21 protein-coding genes are annotated in these 25,133 nt (G+C 47.6%); 10 read left to right on the top strand and 11 right to left on the bottom strand.

Annotated features, from left to right (window positions below; translation table 11 throughout):
- Nucleotides 1–135 precede the first annotated feature (135 nt).
- The 6 genes from ilvG to acuI all read left to right on the top strand — a co-directional run bounded on the left by ilvG (nt 136) and on the right by acuI (nt 7,585).
- On the top strand, nt 136–1,782 hold the full coding sequence (gene ilvG / locus NP165_RS00105; protein WP_257084380.1) for an acetolactate synthase 2 catalytic subunit: 1,647 nt from the start codon (nt 136–138) through the stop codon (nt 1,780–1,782).
- 1 nt (nt 1,783) lies between these two features.
- Nucleotides 1,784–2,068, top strand: a complete 285-nt coding sequence (ilvM, locus tag NP165_RS00100; RefSeq protein WP_257084379.1) for an acetolactate synthase 2 small subunit — start codon at nt 1,784–1,786, stop codon at nt 2,066–2,068.
- A gap of 11 nt (nt 2,069–2,079) precedes the next feature.
- The gene (ilvE, locus tag NP165_RS00095) at nt 2,080–3,021 is read left to right on the top strand and encodes a branched-chain-amino-acid transaminase (RefSeq protein ID WP_257084378.1); all 942 of its coding nucleotides are present in this window, start codon (nt 2,080–2,082) and stop codon (nt 3,019–3,021) included.
- Nucleotides 3,022–3,033: 12 nt separating this feature from the next.
- On the top strand, nt 3,034–4,875 hold the full coding sequence (gene ilvD, locus NP165_RS00090; protein WP_257084377.1) for a dihydroxy-acid dehydratase: 1,842 nt from the start codon (nt 3,034–3,036) through the stop codon (nt 4,873–4,875).
- A 3-nt stretch (nt 4,876–4,878) separates the two neighbouring features.
- On the top strand, nt 4,879–6,420 hold the full coding sequence (ilvA, locus tag NP165_RS00085) for a threonine ammonia-lyase, biosynthetic (RefSeq protein WP_257084376.1): 1,542 nt from the start codon (nt 4,879–4,881) through the stop codon (nt 6,418–6,420).
- A 184-nt stretch (nt 6,421–6,604) separates the two neighbouring features.
- A complete protein-coding gene (acuI, locus tag NP165_RS00080) occupies nt 6,605–7,585 on the top strand; it encodes an acrylyl-CoA reductase (NADPH) (RefSeq protein WP_257084375.1) in 981 nt (326 codons plus the stop codon).
- 57 nt (nt 7,586–7,642) lie between these two features.
- On the opposite strand, the gene NP165_RS00075 is transcribed toward acuI, so the two are convergent.
- Nucleotides 7,643–8,584 carry a LysR family transcriptional regulator gene (locus tag NP165_RS00075; protein WP_257084374.1) on the bottom strand — a complete coding sequence of 314 codons (942 nt, stop codon included), beginning with the start codon at nt 8,582–8,584 and terminating at the stop codon, nt 7,643–7,645.
- A 158-nt stretch (nt 8,585–8,742) separates the two neighbouring features.
- Nucleotides 8,743–8,928 carry a hypothetical protein gene (locus tag NP165_RS00070; protein WP_257085602.1) on the bottom strand — a complete coding sequence of 62 codons (186 nt, stop codon included), beginning with the start codon at nt 8,926–8,928 and terminating at the stop codon, nt 8,743–8,745.
- A 135-nt stretch (nt 8,929–9,063) separates the two neighbouring features.
- On the opposite strand from NP165_RS00070, the gene tusA reads away from it, so the two are divergent.
- A complete protein-coding gene (gene tusA / locus NP165_RS00065) occupies nt 9,064–9,312 on the top strand; it encodes a sulfurtransferase TusA (RefSeq protein WP_257084373.1) in 249 nt (82 codons plus the stop codon).
- Nucleotides 9,313–9,360: 48 nt separating this feature from the next.
- Here tusA and NP165_RS00060 read toward each other — a convergent pair whose 3' ends face one another.
- The 3 genes from NP165_RS00060 to NP165_RS00050 all read right to left on the bottom strand — a co-directional run bounded on the left by NP165_RS00060 (nt 9,361) and on the right by NP165_RS00050 (nt 12,414).
- On the bottom strand, nt 9,361–9,621 hold the full coding sequence (locus tag NP165_RS00060; RefSeq protein WP_257084372.1) for a hypothetical protein: 261 nt from the start codon (nt 9,619–9,621) through the stop codon (nt 9,361–9,363).
- 241 nt (nt 9,622–9,862) lie between these two features.
- Nucleotides 9,863–11,536 carry an ABC transporter substrate-binding protein gene (locus NP165_RS00055; protein ID WP_257084371.1) on the bottom strand — a complete coding sequence of 558 codons (1,674 nt, stop codon included), beginning with the start codon at nt 11,534–11,536 and terminating at the stop codon, nt 9,863–9,865.
- A 320-nt stretch (nt 11,537–11,856) separates the two neighbouring features.
- Entirely contained in the window at nt 11,857–12,414 is a 558-nt protein-coding gene (locus NP165_RS00050; RefSeq protein ID WP_257084370.1) for a TMEM165/GDT1 family protein, read from the bottom strand.
- 480 nt (nt 12,415–12,894) lie between these two features.
- On the opposite strand from NP165_RS00050, the gene glyQ reads away from it, so the two are divergent.
- The 3 genes from glyQ (at nt 12,895) to NP165_RS00035 (ending at nt 17,333) form a co-directional block, all read left to right on the top strand.
- Nucleotides 12,895–13,815, top strand: coding sequence for a glycine--tRNA ligase subunit alpha (glyQ, locus tag NP165_RS00045; RefSeq protein ID WP_257084369.1), 921 nt, complete (start codon nt 12,895–12,897; stop codon nt 13,813–13,815).
- 13 nt (nt 13,816–13,828) lie between these two features.
- The gene (glyS, locus tag NP165_RS00040) at nt 13,829–15,895 is read left to right on the top strand and encodes a glycine--tRNA ligase subunit beta (RefSeq protein ID WP_257084368.1); all 2,067 of its coding nucleotides are present in this window, start codon (nt 13,829–13,831) and stop codon (nt 15,893–15,895) included.
- Nucleotides 15,896–16,082: 187 nt separating this feature from the next.
- Nucleotides 16,083–17,333, top strand: coding sequence for a valine--pyruvate transaminase (locus NP165_RS00035; RefSeq protein WP_257084367.1), 1,251 nt, complete (start codon nt 16,083–16,085; stop codon nt 17,331–17,333).
- A 59-nt stretch (nt 17,334–17,392) separates the two neighbouring features.
- Here the strand turns inward: NP165_RS00035 and NP165_RS00030 are convergent, their stop codons facing one another.
- The 6 genes from NP165_RS00030 to dnaA form a co-directional block, all read right to left on the bottom strand.
- Complete coding sequence (locus NP165_RS00030; RefSeq protein ID WP_257084366.1) at nt 17,393–17,830, bottom strand: Hsp20 family protein; 438 nt, start codon at nt 17,828–17,830, stop codon at nt 17,393–17,395.
- Between the two features lie 420 nt (nt 17,831–18,250).
- Nucleotides 18,251–18,667 (bottom strand): GreA/GreB family elongation factor, encoded by a 417-nt coding sequence (locus tag NP165_RS00025; protein ID WP_257084365.1) that lies wholly within the window; start codon nt 18,665–18,667, stop codon nt 18,251–18,253.
- A gap of 350 nt (nt 18,668–19,017) precedes the next feature.
- On the bottom strand, nt 19,018–21,435 hold the full coding sequence (gene gyrB / locus NP165_RS00020) for a DNA topoisomerase (ATP-hydrolyzing) subunit B (RefSeq protein ID WP_257084364.1): 2,418 nt from the start codon (nt 21,433–21,435) through the stop codon (nt 19,018–19,020).
- 13 nt (nt 21,436–21,448) lie between these two features.
- Nucleotides 21,449–22,531 (bottom strand): DNA replication/repair protein RecF, encoded by a 1,083-nt coding sequence (recF, locus tag NP165_RS00015; protein ID WP_257084363.1) that lies wholly within the window; start codon nt 22,529–22,531, stop codon nt 21,449–21,451.
- Between the two features lies 1 nt (nt 22,532).
- Nucleotides 22,533–23,633 (bottom strand): DNA polymerase III subunit beta, encoded by a 1,101-nt coding sequence (gene dnaN, locus NP165_RS00010; protein ID WP_257084362.1) that lies wholly within the window; start codon nt 23,631–23,633, stop codon nt 22,533–22,535.
- 93 nt (nt 23,634–23,726) lie between these two features.
- Nucleotides 23,727–25,133: a chromosomal replication initiator protein DnaA gene (gene dnaA / locus NP165_RS00005; RefSeq protein ID WP_257084361.1), complete on the bottom strand. Its 1,407-nt coding sequence runs from the start codon at nt 25,131–25,133 to the stop codon at nt 23,727–23,729.

Here is a 25,133-nt window from a genome sequence, read left to right as displayed (position 1 = left end):
GCAACTTAGAAGCTAAAAAACAGGGTTCATCCTGACCAAAGTCGTTCAAAGGTCAGAATTAACAGGAAGAATGGGAGCGCACATGACGTGCATACAAAAAAGAAATCGCAACAGCGATAAACAGGGAGGAATGTGATGACAGGAGCTGAGTTAGTCGTAGCCGCGTTGCAGCAACAGGGAATCAAAACCGTTTTTGGTTACCCAGGCGGTGCAATCATGCCAATTTACGACGCATTATACGATGGCGGTGTTGAACACATACTCTGTCGTCACGAACAAGGGGCAGCAATGGCTGCAATCGGCATGGCGCGCTCGACTCAAGATGTGGCTGTTTGTATGGCAACATCAGGGCCAGGTGCCACCAACCTAGTAACCGGTCTAGCCGATGCCTTTATGGATTCTATCCCGCTGGTGGCCATCACAGGTCAGGTAGCCAGCTCTCATATCGGGACAGACGCTTTCCAGGAAATGGATGTGATCGGTATGTCACTTTCTTGTACCAAGCACAGCTACTTAGTTACCGATATCAACGAACTTGCGCCAACCATGGCCGAAGCGTTTGAAGTCGCGAAAACAGGCCGTCCAGGCCCGGTAATCGTTGATATCGCTAAAGATGTACAGCTAGCACAAGCTCCTGTAGAACACCTTCCTTCTTTTACTCCTCCACCAATGCCAGTTGCCAGCTCAGACGCAATAGCTAAAGCCCAAGAGCTGCTATCACAGAGCTCTCGACCTGTTTTATACGTCGGTGGTGGTGTCCAGTTAGGCCATGCTACGCCAGCGGTTCGCGAGTTCCTGCGTCTTAACCCAATGCCTTCAGTTAGCACATTAAAAGGCTTAGGTACGATTGAGCGTCACGATCCTCACTACCTTGGCATGCTGGGCATGCATGGTACCAAAGCGGCCAACTTAGTCGTGCAAGAGTGTGACCTGTTAATTGCTGTTGGTGCGCGATTTGATGACCGAGTGACAGGCAAGCTAGACACGTTTGCCCCTAACGCAAAAGTTATCCATATTGATATTGATGCGGCTGAGATCCATAAACTTCGTCAAGCAAACGCACCTGTCCGTGGCGAAATCCCTGAAAGCTTGGCCCAATTAGAATTGACTCAAGATATCACCCCTTGGGTCAAACACAGCGAAAGTCTGCGTAGCGGATTTAAGTGGCGATACGATCATCCGGGCGAGCTTATCTACGCACCGGGCCTATTGAAACAACTTTCCGACCTGATGCCAGACAGCGCGATCGTCTCGACCGATGTCGGCCAGCACCAAATGTGGGCAGCGCAGCATATCCAACCGCGTGAGCCACAAAACTTCATCACATCCGCTGGCCTTGGGACGATGGGCTTTGGCCTTCCTGCCGCAATGGGCGCAGCAGTCGCGAGACCAGATGATCAGTCTATTCTTATTACTGGTGATGGCTCGTTTATGATGAACGTTCAGGAATTGGGGACATTAAAGCGCCGCCAAATCCCGGTCAAAATCGTTCTCTTAAACAACCAACGTTTGGGTATGGTTCGTCAGTGGCAATCTCTATTTTTTGATGGTCGCCACAGTGAAACCATTCTTGATGACAATCCGGACTTTATCATGCTAGCAAAAGCTTTTGATATTCCAGGAAAAACCATCACTAAAAAAGAAGAGGTGGAGCCAGCGTTAAAAGAGATGCTAGAGAGCAAAACGTCATACGTGCTTCACGTTATGATCGACGAAGAAGAAAACGTATGGCCACTTGTACCGCCAGGCGCTTCAAATAATGACATGCTGGAGAACACATAACATGGAAAGATATCTATTAGACATCAAAGCTGATGATAAACCAGTCCTTTTGGAACGTGTTCTTCGCGTCGTTCGCCACCGTGGATTCGTCATCAAACAGGTAGCAGCTACACAAAATCACGAAAGCAAAGTAGCGAGCGTTGAGATTATTGTAGATAGTGATCGTCCAATCTCTTTCATTACTAATCAGATAGAGAAACTCTGGGACGTTCGAACGGTTGATGTGACGAAAATCGCGAGCGACGAACTACCAAACAACAACTTACAACAAAAGATTTGTGCATAAGGAAGGCAATAATGGCTACAAAAACTGCAGATTACATTTGGTTCAACGGTGAAATGGTTCCATGGGCAGACGCGAATGTCCACGTACTGACTCACGCAATGCATTACGGTACATCGGTATTCGAAGGCGTGCGCTGCTACAACACACCGAAAGGACCAATTGTCTTCCGTCACCGCGAGCACGCACAGCGTCTTAAAGATTCAGCGAAGATTTACCGCTTCCCTATCCCTTACTCAATCGATGAGATCATGGAAGCGACACGCGAAACGCTACGTCAAAACAAACTCGATAGCGCGTACATTCGCCCACTGGGTTTTGTTGGCAACGTGGGTTTAGGTGTTTGCCCACCAGTGGGTACAGAGATGGATCTGATTATCGCCGCGTTCCCTTGGGGCTCTTACCTTGGTGAAGAAGCCCTAGAAAAAGGCGTAAGCGCGATGGTTTCAAGCTGGAATCGTGCGGCACCAAACACCATCCCAACGGCAGCAAAAGCCGGCGGTAACTACCTATCTTCATTACTTGTAGGCGGTGAAGCTCGTCGCCACGGTTACGACGAAGGTATCGCATTGAGCGTAGATGGTTACCTGTCAGAAGGCGCAGGCGAGAATATTTTCGTGGTTAAAAACGGCGTTATTACGACACCTCCAGCAACCAGCGCAATCCTACCGGGCATCACTCGTGATTCGATCATGACGCTAGCGCGTGACAAGGGTTACGAAGTTCGTGAAGCAAACATTGCCCGCGAAGCTCTGTACCTAGCAGACGAAGTGTTTATGACGGGTACAGCCGCAGAAGTCGTGCCAGTCGCGACTATCGATAAGATTGAAGTTGGCAGCGGTAAACGTGGCCCTATCACTAAAGAGCTTCAAGAAGCGTACTTTGGTCTATTCAACGGCACCACTGAAGATAAGTGGGGCTGGTTGGATTACGTTTACCCGCAAGATGCAGAATAAGGAAGTAGCACAATGCCTAAATATAGATCAGCCACCACCACACACGGACGCAACATGGCGGGTGCACGTGCCTTGTGGCGCGCAACTGGCGTAAAAGATGAAGACTTTGGTAAGCCAATCATCGCGGTGGTGAACTCATTTACTCAGTTTGTACCTGGCCACGTTCATCTAAAAGACCTTGGTCAACTTGTTGCGCGCGAAATCGAAGCGGCAGGCGGCATCGCCAAAGAATTCAACACTATCGCAGTCGACGATGGCATCGCGATGGGTCACGGCGGCATGCTTTACTCGCTGCCTTCACGTGAACTGATCGCGGACTCGGTGGAGTACATGGTCAACGCGCACTGTGCTGACGCGATGGTGTGTATCTCTAACTGTGACAAAATCACTCCGGGAATGCTAATGGCGTCAATGCGCCTGAATATCCCAGTAATTTTCGTCTCTGGTGGCCCAATGGAAGCGGGTAAAACCAAGCTTTCTGATCAAATCATCAAGCTGGATCTGGTTGATGCGATGATCCAAGGCGCTGACCCGAAAGTTTCAGACGAACAAAGCGAACAGATCGAACGCTCGGCGTGTCCGACTTGTGGTTCATGTTCGGGCATGTTCACGGCAAACTCAATGAACTGTCTGACCGAAGCACTTGGTTTGTCTCAGCCGGGTAACGGCTCACTACTGGCGACGCACGCGGATCGTAAAGAACTGTTCGTTAATGCAGGTAAACGCATCGTTGAGCTGACCAAACGTTACTACGAGCAAGACGATGAAACCGCCCTACCACGTAATATCGCGACTAAAGCAGCGTTTGAAAACGCAATGGCTCTGGATATCGCGATGGGTGGTTCAACCAACACAGTTCTGCACCTGTTAGCGGCAGCGCAAGAAGGCGAAGTCGACTTCGACATGACCGATATCGACCGCATGTCTCGTCTGGTTCCGCATTTGTGCAAAGTCGCACCATCCACTCAGAAATACCATATGGAAGACGTACACCGCGCAGGTGGTGTTGTCGGTATCCTTGGTGAACTGAACCGCGCAGGTTTGCTACACAACCAGTCTAAGACAGTACTGGGTCTGACTTGGGAAGAGCAATTAGCGCAGTACGACATCATGCTGACCGACTCGGAAGAAGTAAAATCGTTCTACCGTGCTGGCCCTGCGGGTATCCGTACCACTCAAGCGTTCTCGCAAGAGTGTCGTTGGGACACATTAGATGATGACCGTGCTGAAGGTTGTATCCGCACCAAAGAAAACGCATTTAGCCAGGACGGTGGCCTTGCCGTACTGAAAGGCAATATCGCGCTCGACGGCTGTATTGTAAAAACTGCGGGTGTTGATGAAAGCATCCTGAAATTTACAGGCCCTGCGGTGGTATTTGAAAGCCAAGAAGACGCGGTAGAAGGCATCCTTGGTGGCAAAGTTAAGTCGGGTGATGTGGTTGTTATCCGTTACGAAGGGCCAAAAGGCGGTCCGGGTATGCAAGAAATGCTCTACCCGACTACTTACCTTAAGTCGATGGGTTTAGGTAAAGAATGTGCCTTGCTGACTGACGGTCGTTTCTCTGGCGGTACTTCCGGTCTGTCTATCGGTCACGCTTCCCCAGAAGCAGCAAATGGCGGCGCGATTGGCTTGGTGAAAAATGGCGATCTGATCGCGATTGATATTCCAAATCGTACTATCTCTCTAGAGATCTCAGAGGAAGAGCTTGCCGAGCGCCGAGTGAAGCAAGACGAGCTAGGCTGGAAACCCGTTGCTCGTGAACGTGAAGTGTCTTTTGCACTGAAAGCATACGCAAGCATGGCAACCAGTGCTGACAAAGGGGCAGTACGAGATAAATCTAAGCTAGAGGACTAGCTTATGAGCGATTCTTCAACCCTCAACCAACTATCTGGCGCAGAGTACCTGCGCCAAATCTTGCGCGCGCCGGTGTATGAAGTCGCGATCGTCACACCACTGCAGGACATGCCGCGTTTGTCGGCACGTCTGAAAAACCATATACAAATCAAACGAGAAGACCGTCAGCCGGTGCACTCGTTTAAACTGCGCGGCGCTTACAACATGGTGTCGAGCCTAACTGACGAGCAAAAAGCGGCGGGCGTGATTGCTGCATCTGCGGGCAACCACGCGCAAGGCATGGCGCTTTCAGGTACTAAGCTCGGCATCAAAACCACGATTGTGATGCCAAGAACCACGCCGGACATCAAGGTCGAGGCAGTACGCGGCTTTGGTGGTAATGTCGTTCTTCATGGCAGCAACTTTGACGAAGCGAAAGCGGAAGCAGAACGTTTATCCGAAGTAAACGGCTATACTTTTGTACCGCCTTTTGACCACCCACTGGTGATCGCAGGGCAAGGTACGATCGGTATGGAGATGCTGCAGCAAAACGGCCACCTCGATTACATTTTCGTTCCTGTCGGTGGCGGTGGTTTGGCTGCGGGTGTTGCAGTCTTAGTCAAACAACTGATGCCAGAAATCAAAGTCATCGCAGTTGAACCTGAAGATTCCGCGTGCCTAAAAGCGGCACTCGACGCAGGTGAACCGGTAGTGCTTGACCAAGTCAGCATGTTTGCCGACGGTGTCGCAGTAAAACGCATCGGCGAAGAGACCTTCCGACTCTGTCAGAAATACATAGACGGCCACATTACGGTATCAAGCGATGAAATCTGTTCAGCGGTCAAAGACATCTTCGAAGATACACGTGCGATTGCCGAGCCATCAGGCGCGTTAGCCCTAGCTGGTTTGAAAAAGTTTGCCGAAAAGAACAAGCTGGAAGGCAAAAAACTGGGGACGGTTCTCTCGGGTGCCAACACCAACTTCCACGGATTGCGCTATGTTTCTGAGCGTTGTGAATTGGGCGAAAAACGCGAAGGTTTATTGGCGGTCACCATTCCTGAGCGCCAAGGGGCATTCCTTGAGTTCTGCCATCTGATAGGTGGACGCGCAGTGACGGAATTTAACTACCGTTACAGCGATGATAGCTTGGCGAATATTTTCGTTGGTGTTCGTCTACAAGGCGGTCAAGAGGAACTGGATCATATCATTCACGATCTACGTGAAGGCGGTTATCCGGTGATTGACCTATCCGATGATGAAATGGCGAAATTGCACGTACGCTACATGATCGGCGGTAAGCCTTCAAAACCGTTGAAAGAGCGTTTGTACAGCTTTGAGTTTCCAGAATACCCTGGCGCATTGCTTAAATTCTTAAGCACGCTTGGCACGCACTGGAATATCAGCCTGTTTAATTACCGCAATCACGGTGCGGATTATGGTCGGGTACTTTGTGGCTTCCAATTGGATGAAGCTGACCTGCCGCAATTCTCCGCGCATTTACGTGAGTTGGGTTATCAGTGTAAAGACGAAACCGAAAACCCTGCGTATAAGTTTTTCCTTTCCTAAACCGCTTTTTCTTCCTAGTTATCTAAGCCAGTCGAGAGACTGGCTTTTTTATCGCCACAATAACCTTAATGATAATGCGTGATATGCATAGGTATAATGCTAAAGTTTCATTTTAGTCATAGTCGTTTTGATACTACACTCAACATCAGTTTTTTAATATTGCTGCTGACAGTGGAGACCACTTATGTTTAACGCTCTGATTCTAAACCAAGAAGAAAAACGCACTATCGCGAGCATCGAACAAATCGATGAAGCACAGCTACCGGAAGGAGACGTGCTTATCGATGTCGATTACTCGTCACTGAACTACAAAGATGGTTTGGCGATCACTGGTAAAGGAAAAATCATCCGCAACTTCCCGATGGTTCCGGGCATCGACCTTGCTGGTACCGTGGTTGATTCTAAAGACGCTCGTTACCAAGCAGGCGACAAAGTGGTGCTCACAGGTTGGGGAGTGGGTGAAAACCACTGGGGCGGTATGGCTCAACGCGCAAGTCTAAAAGCGGACTGGCTGGTACCACTACCAAAAGGCCTCGATAGCAAAAAAGCGATGATGGTTGGCACAGCTGGTTTTACCGCAATGTTGTGTGTTCAAGCGCTGCTGGATGCGGGCATCAAACCGGAAGACGGTGAGATTCTGGTTACTGGTGCAAGCGGCGGTGTGGGTTCAGTTGCGGTCACTCTGTTGGCTCAACTAGGCTACAAAGTTGCAGCAGTTACGGGTCGTGTTGAACAAAATGGTCCTCTTTTAGAAAAACTAGGCGCAAGCCGCATCATCGACCGTGTTGAATTTGAAGAACCGGCACGACCACTAGAAAAACAAATCTGGGCAGGTGCTGTAGACACAGTTGGCAGCAAAGTATTAGCAAAAGTACTCGCGCAAATGGACTACAACAGCGCGGTGGCTGCATGTGGTCTGGCGGGCGGTTTCGACCTGCCAACAACAGTCATGCCATTCATCCTACGTAACGTACGCCTTCAAGGAATTGATTCGGTCATGTGTCCGACCGAGAAACGTATCGCAGCGTGGGAAAAACTGGTTGAGCTACTACCAGACAGCTACTTTGATCAAGCCTGTACGGAAGTTGAACTAGCAGAAGCGCCAAAATACGCCGAAGACATTACTAACGGCCAAGTGACAGGTCGCGTCGTAATCAAGCTATAAGCTCAAAAACACATAGAAAGACAAAGAGCCAGCATGACTGGCTCTTTTGATATCTAATCAACCTAATCCCATATCCTCAATTCGTTTAGCGATCAAACGGCCGCACTCCTCTTTAACAATCCCTCTCAGCCACTCTTGTGCGGGAGAATGCTCACAGCGTGGGTGCCAAATCATCGAATAATCAAACGGGGTGAAGTGGAACGGTAACGGCTTAACCACCAAGTCATATCGCTCAGCAACCAAATAAGCCAAATCAGCGGGCACGGTGATAATCAACGGCATGGTATCGACTATCGCCAGCGCCGCTTCGAGATGATAAGCGCGTAACACCATTCTTCGCTCAGGGTACTCAACCAACGCTTGCTCTATCAGTGCTTTTACCCCGTCGCTGATGGCGATCATTGCGTGAGGGCAAGTTACATAGTCCTGCAAACTCATCTCAGTATCAGCTAGTGGATGTTGCTTGGACAACAAACACAACACACCGACTCGGCCTAAAATTTCGCTCTGCAACGGCTCAACCGGACCAATCGGACGGCAGATCGCCAAATCCGCGCCTTCGTAGGTCAATTGGTCGTCTAGCCTGTCGTGCTGCAACGGAAGAAAGTTAAACGACACCTTAGGCGCTTCCTGATAAATACGCGGCAAAGCAAACGGCAGAATGGTCTGCATCGCATAATCGGTGGTCGCAATGGTGAACGTCTGCTCGCAGCTACTGGGTTCAAACTCGATCGGCGATAGGATTTGCCGCAGCGACTCCAAGGGTTCACCCAGCGCTCTATCGATCTCAAGCGCTTTCTCGGTCGGAATCAGATGCTGGCCTTGGCGGGTAAAAAGTGGATCGCCGAGCATGTCACGCAATCGTCCGAGCACTCGACTCATCGCCGATTGGCTCAAATTAAGCCGAGTTGCAGCCTTGCTAACGCTGGACTCTTCAATCAGCACTCGCAAAGCAACAAACAGGTTTAAGTCGCGTCGATAGATCTCTTCTAATTCCACAAATAGCCGCTTCTTTTTAACAGGGTATTCGTCAGATTCTACTCTTTAGGCAAAAAAAATCCCGCCTTTCACAGCGGGGAAGCCCAAGAAAAATGGGGATAGTGTCGGAATGTATTTGAGCGTAGTTACAAATGTTGATGGATGTTGGAAGTCATCCATCAATGTTCTTGCTCTTCAGATGCACTCGGCCAACGGTGCATCTCGAGCCAAATCCCTACAACCGTCGCAACCATACCAAGAAGTGGCATATACGAAGGTTCAGCTGATGAATGTAAAACAAGTGCGCAAAAGGAGATAAAGCACAACACTGAATAGATTGTAAGACGATCTAGTGATGTCATAATCGCTGCTCCTTGTTTTAATTGTTACCAACTTGTTAACTAAGTTAAAACAAAATGATCTGTTTGCCAAGTGCTTATTGAATATTTTTTCTTCGGCAGTATTATCTACGCCCAGATCAGAGCAAAAAAGATATGACCATGACATTCAATCCAGAGCAGGCAACACATACTCTAGAAGCAGAAGGACTCCGCTGCCCAGAGCCAGTTATGATGGTCAGGAAGACAATTAGAAATATGAACGATGGGGACGTATTGTTGGTAAAAGCAGACGACCCTTCAACCACTCGTGATATCCCGAGTTTTTGTCGTTTTATGGATCATCAGCTGATTGCCGCTCAAACCGACGAGCTACCTTACCAATACCTGATCAAGAAGGGTGTTGAGTAACGCTTATGCGCCACACAATGTAAAGCGGCAGCCTGAGGCTGCCGATTTTTATTCTTCATACTCTAGGGTGCGAACTTCAGACTCTAGCTTTCGAATCTGCTTTTTCATCGCACGCATTTCTTCATGCATCGGGATAATATGCGCCACCCTGATCCACGCTTCCACCGTTAATCCGGTCAAAATGAACGAGCCTGCTACGATAGGCAACCACATATCAGTAAGTGCCATCGCCAGTAAGCAAAGAACCAAACCAAAGGTGAACAAATAACTCTGACTTTTTGGGGACATCCCCGTATAACGTGTAAGCATAAACTTGCCCTCTCGCTACACTCTTCATACTTAAAATCATCGCCAAAACAACGAGCTTTCAAATAATTAGAGCAACATCATTCACATCCTTAAAGTAGCATGACAGTGATGACACTTATATGTCCAACATCACGCATTTCAGTAAATTCGCTCAGACGTGTCATTGGTTATGCATGCCTAACCAACACAAAAAAGGCCCCAACCGAAGTCAGGGCCAACACTTAGCAAGGTTAGCTAGAAACTAGCTACGAGGTTTTAAATCGAGGACATGCAGCAATCGCTCGGGCGTGCCTTCCCATACCATAGGACGGCCTTTCGGATTGTCTTTGTTCCACCAGCCTGTGAAGCGTGTGGTGTTGTATTGGTAGAAGTTAGGCCCAGATAATACTGGCACGGTCACTTGGTTTTCCGCGATCAATGCTTGAATACTGTTTGCAATCTTACGCTGCTCTTGGCCATCAGCAGTTTTGTAGAAGCTATCCAACAGTTTGTCCAAATCCGCGTTTTTCCAATGGTGCATCGCGAAACGTGGCATCCCTTCAGAAGCTTGCAGACGCGAGTGGTAGCCACTGTCCCAATACTTGTGTGGCGTTGGGCCGTGGAAGTAGTTGGTGTAGGCGATATCGTAATCCGCCGAGATCATGCCTTTGTTGTAAATCGAAAAGTCTGGAGTGCGAGCTTTAACGTTGATCCCCACTTCCGCCAATTGCTCAGTGGCCAACATGACGGTGTTGTTAAAGTCGGTCCATCCTTGTGGAGATTGAATCAACAACTCAAATTTGCCACCAGACGGAGATTCAACAAAACCATCGTTGTCGATATCTTTGTAGCCCGCTTTCGCCAACAGTGCTTTGGCTTTTTCTGGCGAGTACGTCATGAATGGCTTGTATTTGTTGTGGGTCTCTTTGTCAGACCAAGCTTCAAAAGCGTAACCGAGCCCAGAGGCAAAATCGTTCAGTACCGCGTTACCGTAGTTGGCAATATCGATCAAGGTCTGGCGGTCAATCGCCATGGAGAAAGCGCGGCGGAAATCGATGTCATTGAGCACCTCATGCTTAACCTTGTCTTTTGACGCGTAGTTAAACACAAATGCTTGTGTGCCCGCTGGTGGATACCAGTAACCGTGATTCTCTGAGGCTTTCATATACGTTTGGTCGATATCCGGAACAAACGAGCCAGCCCAGTCGATCTTGGAGTTCATGAGCTCACCCAACACTTGGTCGTTGTGGTTCATTTGCGGAATACGCAAACAATCGACATCTAAGTTGGCTTTATCCCAATAATTCGGGTTGCGGCACTGCAAGAACAACGTTTTGGTAAACTGCGGTAACTCGGTAAACGGCCCTGTCCCTACTGGATTCGGGTTCATAAACGCAGCCGGATCTTCCACGCTGTTCCACTGATGCTCAGGCACAATCGGCACCTGAACAATTTCATAACTGATGTTGGTGTTCACCTCATTGAGATGGAATCGCACTTGATAAGGCCCAAGTTTTTCTACCGACTTAATTTTGCTATTGATTCCTCGATCGTCGATGTTAGCGTGCCCTTTCACCAATTCAAACGTAAACACGACGTCATCTGCGTCAAACGTCTCGCCATCTGACCATTTCACCCCTTCACGCAAATCAAACGTGATGCTGAGCAGGTCTTGACTCAAACTGTACCCAGTCGCAAGGCGATACTCGGGAACATTCCCTTTCAACTCATTGAAAATCACCAGCGGTTCAAAGATAAAGTCACGCGCGGTATGCAAACGCGATACTGCGTAAGGGTTGAAGTTGCGAATGAGGGACGCGTTGTGATTCGGAATGATGGTGAGCTGTGACATGTCATCAATGTCAGCAGCGACAGTGGAATGCGAAGCAATAGTCAGAGCTGAAACAATAGCGGCAGATAGCAGAGTGGTTTTCATAGCGATTCCTTGCGAACTAAGATGCCCACAAAATAACCAGTAAAACACCCACCAGCAACAGGGTGAAAACACAAATAAAAACAGCCAGTTGATTAGTACATCAGTACCACTGGCTGTTTGATATTTTAGCGACGTATCTCGGCTTCACAGCCAAAAGAATATGCGGCTGAATTCAAAGTTATTTCCATCAAGTGGTGAAAGAAAACAACACCTCACCTAATAAGCATCAATGTGTACACTTATTAAAAATGCGAGCAGGTTAAAAAAATACTCGCACTCAGAACCTAAAAGACCTCAATCCGCGTATGTAAGAAGGCAATTTAAGAATAGAAGTAAGCCCCGATCGCTAACGCAGCAAACAGAGCCGCGGTGATTTTTCGGATCAGTGCTAATGGCATTTTATCCGCCGACAACTTGCCTATCAGCACAACTGGCACATTGGCGAGCAACATACCAATGGTGGTGCCAAGAACAACCATTGTTAACGCATCGGCGTACTGCGCACCAAGAATCGACGTCGCGATCTGGGTTTTATCCCCAATCTCGGCGATAAAAAACGCGATAAAGCTGGCAACAAATGGGCCTCGGTTTGAAATTTCTTCGTCATCATCCAGCTTATCTGGAATCAGTACCCAAGCCGCCATCGCAGCAAAACTGACCACCAGCACCCATTTTAAAACGTCTGGAGACAGATAATCGGCGACCACCACACCCAACCAAGCTGCCAAAGCGTGGTTAGCAATTGTTGCAAAAAAGATCGCAGCAATAATGGGAACAGGTTTACGATAACGACTGGCAAGAAGTAGAGATAGCAATTGGGTCTTATCGCCAATTTCTGCTAAGGCTACACTGGTAATTGAAATAGCTAAAACGCTCACGACATGCTCATTGGGGCAGGGATTATAATTTTAACCATAGATAAACCTCGCGCCCCACCCCGGTTCACGATGTTTATCTAAGGTCTTGCTAAACCCATCAAGCGATGAGTCTCGAGCGCCATGGTGATTTTGCACCAATTATGTTGACGAACGAACTAAGACGAAAAGGTCATCGACTTAGTAAGCTACTCCCCAAAGATGGGCGCAATATTAACCACCTAAGTCCAGAATCTCAAGACGAAAAACCGCCAAATACTCCCGTTTAGGAAAATTTAGATACATAAGCCGTTAAATTTCTATTAAACGAGAAATATGACTAGGAATTAATCAAGATTAACCCTACTCCGAACACTAATATCTGGGTATACTTGATCGTTAATTTATTCAACCGTAATTACTCTTTACCGCCCTTGTTTGAGTTGAAAACTCAGCAGAAAAGACGAATAAATGAGTAACTAGAGAATCGCGCGAACCTGACTTATGCAAAAATACGATATCAAAACCTTCCAGGGAATGATCCTCGCGCTGCAGGATTATTGGGCTCAAAATGGTTGTACCATTGTTCAACCGCTAGATATGGAAGTGGGTGCGGGTACCTCTCACCCAATGACCTGTTTACGAGCGCTTGGCCCAGAGCCAATGTCGACAGCTTACGTACAACCTTCACGTCGTCCGACCGATGGCCGTTATGGTGAAAACCCTAACCGTCTTCAGCACTACTACCAATTCCAAGTAGCGCTAAAACCATCACCAGACAATATCCAAGAGTTGTACCTTGGTTCTCTTGAAGTTCTTGGTATTGACCCACTTGTACACGACATCCGTTTCGTTGAAGACAACTGGGAAAACCCAACGCTAGGCGCTTGGGGTCTAGGCTGGGAAGTTTGGCTAAACGGCATGGAAGTGACTCAGTTTACTTACTTCCAACAAGTTGGCGGCCTTGAATGTAAGCCTGTAACGGGTGAAATCACTTACGGTATCGAACGTCTCGCTATGTACATCCAAGAAGTAGACTCTGTTTACGATTTGGTATGGAACATCGCTCCTGACGGCAGCAGCGTTACTTACGGTGATATCTTCCACCAAAACGAAGTGGAACAATCAACGTACAACTTTGAACACGCTGATGTTGAATTCCTATTCAGTTTCTTCGAGCAATGTGAGAAAGAGTGTAAAGAGCTACTTGAGCTTGAAAAGCCTCTTCCTCTTCCTGCTTACGAGCGCATCCTGAAAGCAGGTCACGCCTTCAACTTACTAGACGCACGTAAAGCGATCTCAGTGACGGAGCGTCAACGCTACATCCTGCGTATCCGTAACCTGACTAAGTCAGTAGCAGAAGCATACTACGCATCACGTGAAGCTCTTGGCTTCCCAATGTGCAAAAAAGAAGAAAACGCGTAAGGGAAGATCCAATATGGCAAAAGAATTTCTAATCGAGCTAGGTACAGAAGAGCTACCACCAACGCAACTTCGTACTTTGGCTGAAGCATTCGCTGCAAACTTTGAAGCAGAACTAAAAAGCGCGGAACTTGCTCACGAAGGCATTAAGTGGTTTGCAGCACCTCGTCGTCTTGCACTTAAAGTAACAGCACTGGCAGACAGCCAATCAGACAAAATCGTTGAGAAGCGTGGTCCTGCCGTTTCTGCAGCATTTGACGCGGAAGGCAACCCAACCAAAGCAGCTCAAGGCTGGGCTCGTGGTTGTGGCATCACGGTTGACCAAGCGGATCGCATGGTAACAGACAAAGGCGAATGGCTACTGTTCAAACAAGAAGTCAAAGGTCAGCCAGCGTCTGAGATCGTGGTTGAGCTAGCAGCAAAAGCACTAGCAAACCTACCTATCGCAAAACCAATGCGTTGGGGTGATAAGACGACTCAATTTATCCGTCCTGTTAAGACACTCACTATGCTAATGGGCAGCGACCTGATCGAAGGCGAAATCCTTGGCGTAGCATCGAGCCGCACTATCCGTGGTCACCGCTTCATGGGCGAGCAAGAGTTCACCATCGACTCTGCTGAACAGTACCCTGCGATCCTAGAAGAGCGCGGTAAAGTCATGGCAGACTACGAAGCGCGTAAAGCCATCATCCTCGCTGACGCTCAAAAAGCAGCAGCCGCAGTTGGCGGTATCGCTGATCTAGAAGATGACCTAGTTGAAGAAGTCACATCTCTGGTTGAATGGCCAGTAGTACTTACCGCGAAGTTTGAAGAAGAATTCCTAAAAGTACCTTCTGAAGCGTTGGTTTACACCATGAAAGGTGACCAGAAGTATTTCCCTGTTTATTCAGCAGAGAAAAAACTCCTGCCTAACTTCATCTTCGTATCGAACATTGAGTCGAAAGAGCCTCGCCACGTCATCGAAGGTAACGAGAAGGTAGTACGTCCACGTCTTGCTGACGCAGAGTTCTTCTTCAACACAGACCGTAAGCGCCCGCTTATCGATCGTCTACCTGAACTAGAAACCGCTATCTTCCAGAAGCAGCTTGGCACAATCAAAGACAAAACCGACCGTATCGCAGCGCTAGCAGGCTACATTGCGAAACAAATCGGTGCTGACGTAGAAAAATCAACACGCGCAGGCCTACTAGCGAAATGTGATCTAATGACATCGATGGTATTCGAATTTACCGATACTCAAGGTGTGATGGGCATGCACTACGCTCGCCATGACGGTGAAGACGAAGCGGTTGCGGTGGCACTGAACGAGCAGTACATGCCGCGTTTCGCTGGTGATGATTTACCAACTGACGGTGTATCAACAGCTGTAGCTATGGCAGACAAGCTAGACACTATCGTTGGTATCTTTGGTATCGGTCAGGCTCCTAAAGGCTCAGACCCATTTGCACTTCGTCGTGCCTCTCTAGGTGTTCTGCGTATTATCGTAGAATACGGCTACAACGTTGATCTGGTTGATTTGGTTCGTGAAGCGAAGATTTTGTTCGGCGACAAGCTGACCAACGACAACGTAGAGCAAGACGTGATTGAATTCATGCTGGGTCGTTTCCGTGCTTGGTATCAAGACGAAGGCTTCAGCGTTGATATCATCCAAGCGGTATTGGCTCGTCGTCCTACTAAACCAGCAGACTTCGACCAACGCGTGAAAGCGGTATCTCACTTCCGTGAACTCGAAGCGGCTGAGTCTCTCGCGGCAGCGAACAAGCGTGTCGGTAACATCCTAGCGAAATTCGACGGTGAACTCGCTGAAGAGATTGACCTAGCACTGCTACAAGAAGACGCAGAGAAAGCACTGGCAGAAAGCGTTGAAGTAATGACAGAAGCGCTAGAACCTGCATTTGCCACGGGTAACTACCAAGAAGCACTAAGCAAGCTTGCTGACCTACGTGAGCCAGTGGATGCGTTCTTCGATAACGTAATGGTTATGGCAGACGATGAAGCACTTAAGAAAAACCGTCTGACACTACTGAACAATCTACGTAATTTATTCCTGCAAATTGCGGATATTTCACTACTACAGAAGTAATTCTTAGCTGAAATCATTATGTATCAACAAGCCCGACTCTTTGAGTCGGGCTTTATTTTTATCTAAAGCCAAATTTTGTGCTTTGCGTCGTAAAAGCATTAAGGTAAGGTCAAGTATTACACTATTAGCTGATCTGAGTCAGCGTATTACATATAAAGCAATCACAATGAATTAGGTAAAAGAAGCAATGCAGTTTTCTAAGTTTGGCGAAAAATTTAATCAGTATTCCGGTATCACGCAGTTAATGGACGACTTAAATGATGGTCTACGCACGCCTGGTGCCATCATGCTCGGTGGAGGCAACCCCGCCGCCATTCCTGCCATGCTCGACTACTTTAGCCAAGCCAGTGAAGACCTGCTCGCCAGCGGTGACCTAATCGCCGCGCTCGCCAACTACGATGGCCCACAAGGAAAAAACACCTTTGTAAAAGCGCTGGCAACGTTATTGAAAGAAACCTACGGTTGGAATATCACAGAAAAGAACATCAGCCTGACCAACGGCAGCCAGAGCGGTTTCTTTTACCTTTTCAATCTACTGGCTGGTCAGCAACCCGACGGTTCACACAAGAAGATCTTGTTGCCCATCGCGCCTGAGTACATCGGCTATGGTGACGCAGGGATCGATGAGAATACTTTTATCTCTTACCACCCTGAAATTGAGCTGCTTGATAACGGCTTGTTTAAGTACCACGTTGACTTTGAAGAATTGAAAGTCGATGAATCGGTGGCGGCGATCTGTGCCTCTCGTCCGACGAACCCAACAGGTAATGTCCTGACTGACGAAGAAATCCACAAACTCGATAAGTTAGCGCGTGAGAACAATATTCCACTGATCATCGACAACGCGTATGGCCTACCATTCCCGAACATTATTTTTGAAGACGTAGAGCCGTTCTGGAATGAAAATACCATCTTATGTATGAGCTTATCGAAATTGGGTTTACCAGGAGTGCGCTGTGGGATTGTGATTGCCAGCGAAGAAATCACTCAAGCGATGACCAATATGAATGGTATCATCAGCCTTGCCCCAGGCAGCGTCGGCCCGACAATCGCCAATCATATGATCGCAAAAGGTGACTTGCTAAAACTCAGTACTGAGGTGATCAAACCTTTCTACAAGCAAAAATCACTGCGTGCGGTTGAGCTACTGCAACAGGCCATTACCGATAAACGCTTCCGCATTCATAAACCGGAAGGCGCGATCTTCTTATGGCTGTGGTTTGACGAACTACCGATCACAACGATGGAACTGTACAAACGCCTGAAAGCGCGTGGCGTTTTAATCGTTCCGGGTGAGTATTTCTTTATCGGGCAGGAAGATGATTGGGAACACGCACATCAGTGTCTACGTATGAACTACGTACAAGACGATGAGATGATGCAAAAAGGCATCGCTATCATTGCCGAAGAAATCAAGAAAGCTTATCAAGAAGGCTAATACAAGAACGAAAAAGAGCGCTCAATGGCGCTCTTTCACTCTTTATCATCAACGATTTTTTACTTATCTTCGATAAGCTTTTGACCATTAATCGCGATCTTACGTGGTTGCATCGCTTCAGGAATTTCGCGTTCCAAATCAACGTGCAGCAAGCCATTTTCCATACTTGCACCAATCACTTTTACGTAATCCGCTAGCTGGAATTTACGCTCAAAATCGCGTTCGGCAATACCTTGGTATACGTAGTTTTTGTCGTCTTCGCCGTTACGCTCGCCTTTTACAATCAGCATGTTCTCGTTTTGCGTAATATCTAGCTGGTCTTCAGCAAAGCCCGCGACCGCCATGGTAATACGGTAGTGGTTGTCGTCTTTCTGCTCGATGTTGTAAGGAGGGTAACCGCCAGAATTATTCTTTGCTGAGTTCGCTTCCATCATATTGAAAAGACGATCAAAGCCGATTGCGTTGCGGTATAAAGGAGTGAAATCTACAGTTCTCATATTAACTATCCTCTTGATTAAGCAATAGTCTTAGCCGATGCAAGTTAGGCTAAGTGGATTCGATTCACTTCACTGGCATCATTGCACTGGAACATGAAATAGAATCTCGATTTGGGTTGTACTACTTGAGCAATCCTCTTAAAAGCGATGCTCAGTCAGTCGTGTTCAGAGACCCATTTGGCATCTCTTCATAAATATATATAAGGTCGTAAAAATGGCTTTCAAGTGGATCTATGATTTTTTGCACTAAAAAGCCCACCTTGTAAGATGGGCTCGGCAACTTGACGAATTACTTACGCGACGGCTTACGCGCTTTTACCACGCTTTGCTCTGCCGCTTTCTCCTGCTTTAACTTACGTTTTTCTTTCAGGCTTAGCTGTGGCTGTTTCTTCTCTTGTTTACTCATGACGTCACCTTTGTTTACTGGCATAACAGGCAGCCACACGACGGTTGTTCAACCGGTGGCCGTGATTGATGAACAATGTCGGTAATCACAAAGCATCGCCGCTGATGAAATATCTCAACATCGAACACCTCGTTCCGAGCACGCCCTAACAAACGGGAACCTAAATGCGAATCCACCGCCAACATCCCCGTTAACGGCTGATTTTTTCGGGAATCGACGATCGTCATTCGGTAGTAATGAGAACGTTCAATATCAACTAAACTCACCGTATCACCGATGGTGACTCGCGCTAAGTTGCGACATCGCGCCAGACGCTCATGGGTTTCAAAAAGCAACAATAACCGCAACGGAGATTGATACGTTAAGAAACGGCTGGTTAACCACCAAGTTCGTAGCGCAGCACCATACGCTGAGAACCAGCGTTCAAACATGATTATTTCCTTCTAAATGCCTTGTCTTACAGATAGCTTCAATGCATTGACCGGAAGTGAGCTCACCTCCGGTTTAGTTCAGGAAAATAATCACCATTTGTCTTTATCTCTTGGTTAATAATTCAACGCCCCACCACTATATCGAGTACAACAAAGAAAGCAAAAGCCGGCAGTCGAACAAAATGGCAATAAACGCGCTAAACGGGGACAAAGTCGCGAGGTGGAATCGAGAGTTGGAACTTCATACCAAAAGCCCCAATAAATTGGCACAAAGTGGCGATTTGCCAGTAAATGGAAAACAAAAAAGCAGCGAGAGATCGCTGCTTTTGATGTTGAGGGTGAGGCTTAACTTACACGTCGAGGTTTGCTACTTTCAGCGCATTCTCTTCGATAAAGTTACGACGAGGTTCTACTTGGTCACCCATTAACGTGGTGAACAACTGATCTGCGCCTACCGCATCTTCAATTGTTACCTGCATCATACGGCGTGATTCTGGATCCATCGTCGTTTCCCACAACTGATCAGGGTTCATCTCACCCAGACCTTTGTATCGCTGTAGGCTTAGACCGCGACGTGACTCTTTGATTAACCAGTTCAGTGCTTCAACAAAGCTAACGACTGGTTGAGTACGTTCACCGCGCTTAATATACGCACCTTCTTCAATTAAGCCGTGCAATGCTTCTGACAGATCTGCCAGCTTGCCGTACTCTTTTGAGTTGATCAGGTCGATACTCAGTGGGAAGGTATGGGTCACACCGTGTGTACGTACAACAATCTTAGGTAGACTTAAGCCCAACTCAGCGTGCTGTTCTACTTCGTAGCTGTACTGGCTCGCACCCACTTCTTTCGCATTCAGCTGTTCAACCAATTGTTTTGTCCATGCGTCCACAACTTCTGCATCGTGGCACTGCTCAGCTGTCAGACGAGGAGAGTAAATAAACTCGTGAATCAACGCGTATGGGTAACGGCGGCTCATGCGTTCCACCAGCTTGATGCCAGCATTGTATTGGTGAACAAGTTTCTCTAACGATTCACCTGCCAGAGCTGGAGCTTCAGGGTTTACGTGCAGCTCAGCGTTATCCAGCGCCAACGCAACCTGGTACTGGTTCATCGCGTCTTCGTCTTTGATGTACTGCTCTTGCTTGCCTTTCTTCACTTTGTACAGTGGTGGCTGAGCAATGTATACGTAACCACGCTCAATAAGCTCAGGCATTTGACGGTAGAAGAAGGTCAATAGTAGCGTACGAATGTGCGAACCATCGACATCCGCATCGGTCATGATAATGATGTTGTGGTAACGCAGTTTGTCTGGGTTGTACTCATCGCGGCCAATACCACAGCCTAGCGCGGTGATCAGTGTTGCGACTTCTTGAGAAGAGAGCATCTTGTCGAAACGAGCTTTCTCTACGTTCAGGATTTTACCTTTCAGCGGTAGGATTGCTTGGTTTTTACGGTTACGGCCTTGTTTTGCGGAGCCGCCTGCCGAGTCACCCTCCACTATGTAGAGTTCAGATAGTGCTGGGTCTTTTTCCTGACAGTCAGCCAGTTTACCTGGTAGACCAGCTAGGTCTAATGCGCCTTTACGACGCGTCATTTCACGGGCTTTACGCGCTGCTTCACGTGCACGTGCCGCATCGATGATTTTGCTACATACCATCTTCGCTTCGCTTGGGTTTTCAACCAAAAACTCAGACAGTTTTTCACCCATTGCCGACTCAACCGCCGATTTCACTTCAGAGGAAACCAGTTTGTCTTTGGTCTGGCTGGAGAATTTCGGATCCGGCACTTTCACCGATACCACGGCCGTCAAGCCTTCACGAGCATCATCACCTGATGTCGCTGTTTTTGCTTTCTTCGAGAAACCTTCTTTGTCCATGAAGGTGTTCAGCGTACGAGTCAGTGCAGCACGGAAGCCTGCCAAGTGCGTACCACCATCACGCTGAGGGATGTTGTTGGTAAAACAGTAGATGTTTTCTTGGAAGCCATCATTCCACTGCATCGCCACTTCCACCGAAATGCCGTCTTCGCGTTCGAAGTTGAAGTGGAAAATCTTGTCGATGATCGGCGTTTTGTTGGTGTTTAGGTGGTCAACGAACGCTTGAATACCGCCTTCAAACATGAAGTGGTCGCTTTTATCTTCTTCACGCTCATCAATCAACTTGATCGAGACACCAGAGTTTAGGAAAGACAGCTCGCGCAGACGTTTTGCTAGGATGTCATAGTGGAATACGGTGTTAGAGAACGTTGCTGAGCTCGGCCAAAAACGGATCTGAGTACCCGTTTTATCTGTATCACCAACCACAGCTAGTGGCGCCTGAGGCTCACCATGATGATAAGTTTGAGAATGGATGTGACCACCACGCTGGATAGTCAGTTCCACTTTTTCAGACAGTGCGTTTACTACAGAAACACCTACGCCGTGCAGACCACCTGACACCTTGTATGAGTTGTCATCAAACTTACCGCCCGCGTGAAGTACCGTCATGATAACTTCGGCTGCAGAGACTTTCTCTTCAGGGTGCATTTCCGTTGGGATACCACGGCCATCATCACTGACAGAAACTGAGTTGTCCTCATGAATTGTCACAAGGATGTCTTTACAGTGACCCGCTAACGCTTCATCAATTGAGTTATCCACCACCTCAAAAACCATGTGGTGCAGACCGGTGCCATCATCCGTGTCGCCGATGTACATACCTGGACGCTTACGAACCGCATCCAGACCCTTTAGTACTTTAATACTCGATGAATCGTAATTTTCAGACATGAGTTATCTTCCGCTATATATTTTGTTCTATTGTGCCATGTTCCACATGGAACATCTTGCCATTTTCATCTGCCATATCGGCAACTTGGCTTTGCGTAATAGAACTTACAAAAACTTGAGCCCCCGTCTCTTTTAAGCAATCTGCTAGACGCTTTCGACGTTGGCTATCTAATTCCGATGCAAAGTCATCAATCAGGTAAATACACTGTTTGCCTGTCATCTCTGTCAGATGTTGGCCCTGTGCAACCCGAAGTGCACAAACCATCAATTTAAGCTGGCCTCGTGACAATACATCTTCTACGGGTGTACCGTTTACTTTGATTCTTAAATCGGCTTTATTGGGTCCACTGAATGTGTAACCAAGCGACTGATCTCGTTCGAAGTTTTTCTCTAGAATCTCTTGATACGGCGTATCTTTGTCCCAGCCTCTATAATACTTCAACTGGATATCAAACTCAGGCAGAAAAGTCTGACAAATCTCTTCTGCTTTCGATTTCAATTGTTCTACGTACAGCGATCGCCACTGACTGATGTTTTCAGCCAGTCTAGCCATCTCTTGATCCCAATAACTGAGTTCTCGGTAACTCGTTGCTGTTTTCAATAACGCATTACGCTGCTTATTCAGTCGTTTGAATCGACCCCATGCATCATAGAATGCAGACTCTGTATGAAACACGCCCCAGTCAATAAATGCTCGGCGATGTTTCGGTCCATCAGTTAACAGATCAAACCCTTCTGGATGAATAAGTTGCAAGGGCAAAACCTGAGCTAACTGAGCCAACTTTTGTCCAGATTGACCGCCTATTTTAACCTCTGTTGAGCCATCACGCTGCTTATTAATGCCAATAGGTAGCTCAAATTGATCAGAGCTCAAAAAACGGCCATGAACAAACAGTTCATCGCAGTCATTTTGAATCACTCGCCCTGTTAGCGAGCTCTTAAAAGATCGACCGTGACCAAGTAAATAGATGGCCTCAAGGACGCTGGTTTTACCGCTTCCATTAGGACCAATAAGAAAGTTAAAGCCTGATGATAGGTCAATATCACAGGCTTTAATGTTTCTAAATTGCTGAATAATAAGACGGGTAAGCGGCATGCTAGAGTCGAATTGGCATAACCACGTACATCGCACTGTCATCGTCGGCATTTTCAATCAATGCACTGGCATTAGCGTCAGACATTGAAATACGAACTTTTTCACAGCGCAGCGTGTTTAACACGTCCAGTACATAGCTAACGTTGAATCCAATCTCGATCGCGTCGCCTTCAAAGCTGACATCCAGCATCTCTTCCGCCTCTTCCTGTTCAGGGTTGTTGGCGGTAATGCGCATTTCGCTATCTGCAAGATTCACTCGCACGCCACGGAATTTTTCATTCGACAAGATGGCCGCTCGAGAAAATGCCTGGCGCAGTTCATCACACCCTGCTTCCAGCGTTTTGGTCGTATGTTGCGGCATTACGCGACGATAATCCGGGAAACGGCCGTCAACCAGCTTAGAAGTAAAAACAAAATTATTTACTTCTGCACGAAGATTAGAATTACCAATTTGTAAGATGACAGGCTGCTCCGGTGCATCCATCAACTTAACGAGTTCAAGTACCCCTTTACGCGGGACGATGATTTGGTTCTGTGCGAAATCAGCGCCTAGTTGAGTCTGAGAAACAGCCATTCGGTGACCGTCGGTCGCGACGCTACGTAGCGTACTACCATCAATTTCAAAAAGCATTCCGTTAAGGTAATAACGCACATCTTGGTTGGCCATAGAGAATTGTGTTTTCTCTATTACGCCACGCAATTCGGCCTGAGTGAGTGTCATTTCGACTTCGCTCTGCCAATCTTCGATGTTCGGGAAATCACTTGCTGGTAATGTTGAAAGTGAGAAACGACTACGACCAGAGCGAACTTGTACGCGATCACCTTCTAAAATGAAGGTAATCACTGCGTCATCGGGCAAACCGCGACAAATATCCAAAAACTTACGTGAAGGAACCGTCACACTACCTGCTTCAAAGTCACCTTCCAGCGTCACTCGGCTGATCAATTCCACTTCGAGATCGGTGGCAGTCATCGACAACACATTGTCTTCTACTTTTAGCAACAAGTTACCAAGGATTGGCAGTGTTGGTCGACCACCTAACGCCCCGGATACCTGTTGAAGCGGTTTTAGTAAGTGGCTACGTTCAATGGAAAATTTCATAGGACGCTCTTATCAGAATTCTTTTTGCTTATACAAACAGAGTAATGGCTGGGGGTTTATACCCCAATAATCAGGGTATAAGGATACTTTGAATTAAGAAGAAAGGGTACGAATCAAGTTCGAGTAATCTTCTTTAATATCGTGACTTTCTTCGCGTAGTTGCTCGATCTTACGGCAAGCGTGCAGAACCGTAGTATGGTCGCGACCACCAAACGCATCACCAATCTCAGGCAAGCTATGGTTTGTCAGCTCTTTCGCCAATGCCATGGCAAGCTGACGAGGACGAGCAACCGAACGAGAGCGACGTTTAGACAATAAATCTGCCACTTTTATTTTGTAGTATTCCGCTACCGTCTTTTGAATATTATCGATCGTCACTAGCTTCTCTTGCAGAGCAAGCAAGTCACGGAGCGCTTCACGAACAAAATCGATAGTAATTGGTCGGCCTGTAAAATTCGCATTCGCTATAACGCGGTTTAGTGCCCCTTCAAGTTCGCGGACATTAGAACGCAGTCGCTTAGCGATAAAGAATGCCACCTCATCCGCAAGATGGATTTGGTGATCTTCCGCTTTTTTCATCAAGATCGCGACACGAGTTTCCAGTTCAGGTGGCTCAATCGCTACCGTCAAACCCCAACCAAAACGCGATTTAAGGCGATCTTCTACGCCGTTGATCTCTTTAGGGTATCGATCTGACGTCAGGATAATTTGTTGGTTGCCTTCAAGTAGCGCGTTAAAAGTATGGAAGAACTCTTCTTGAGAACGCTCTTTATTGGCGAAGAACTGAATATCATCGATAAGTAACGCATCAACACTGCGGTAATAGCGTTTGAACTCTTCAATCGCGTTGTTTTGCAGGGCTTTTACCATATCCTGAACAAAACGCTCAGAGTGCATGTACACCACTTTCGCGTTGGGGTTGTTATCCACAATCGCGTTGCCCACCGCGTGCAACAAGTGCGTTTTACCTAAACCCGTACCGCCATATAGGAACAGTGGGTTGTAGGCTGCACCCGGGTTATCCGACACCTGACGCGCGGCCGCCAAACCAAGTTGGTTGGACTTACCTTCGACGAAGTTCTTGAACTTGTGTTTCGGATTAACGTTCGAGCGATGGTTGATGTTCGCCACAGCTTCTGCGTCATCGTCCCAAGTTTTGTGAACTGGCTTGCGAGCTTGCAGCTGCGCAGGCGCTGAAGACTCTGCCGCCACATCAGCAGGTGTACGCTTTGGCGCAGGCTTAGGTGCCGATACCGGACGACTGCCGATTTCAAAACGCAAGTTAGGAATATCGTTACCACAATATTCCTGCAAAAGTCGGTTAATGCTGTTCAGATACTTATCGCGCACCCAATCCAAAACAAATCGGTTCGGTGCAAACAAAGTGAGAGTATTGTCATTGAGCTCCGCTTGTAACGGACGAACCCACATACTGAATTCTGTAGCTGGTAGCTCTTCTTGAAGCTGCTGCATACATTGCAACCATAGCGAAGATGACAC

This window comes from Vibrio japonicus (genome assembly GCF_024582835.1).
GTDB classification, from domain to species: domain Bacteria; phylum Pseudomonadota; class Gammaproteobacteria; order Enterobacterales; family Vibrionaceae; genus Vibrio; species Vibrio japonicus.
The sequence above is the reverse complement of the archived record's forward strand: the minus strand, read 5'-3'. Positions and strand labels throughout refer to the sequence as shown.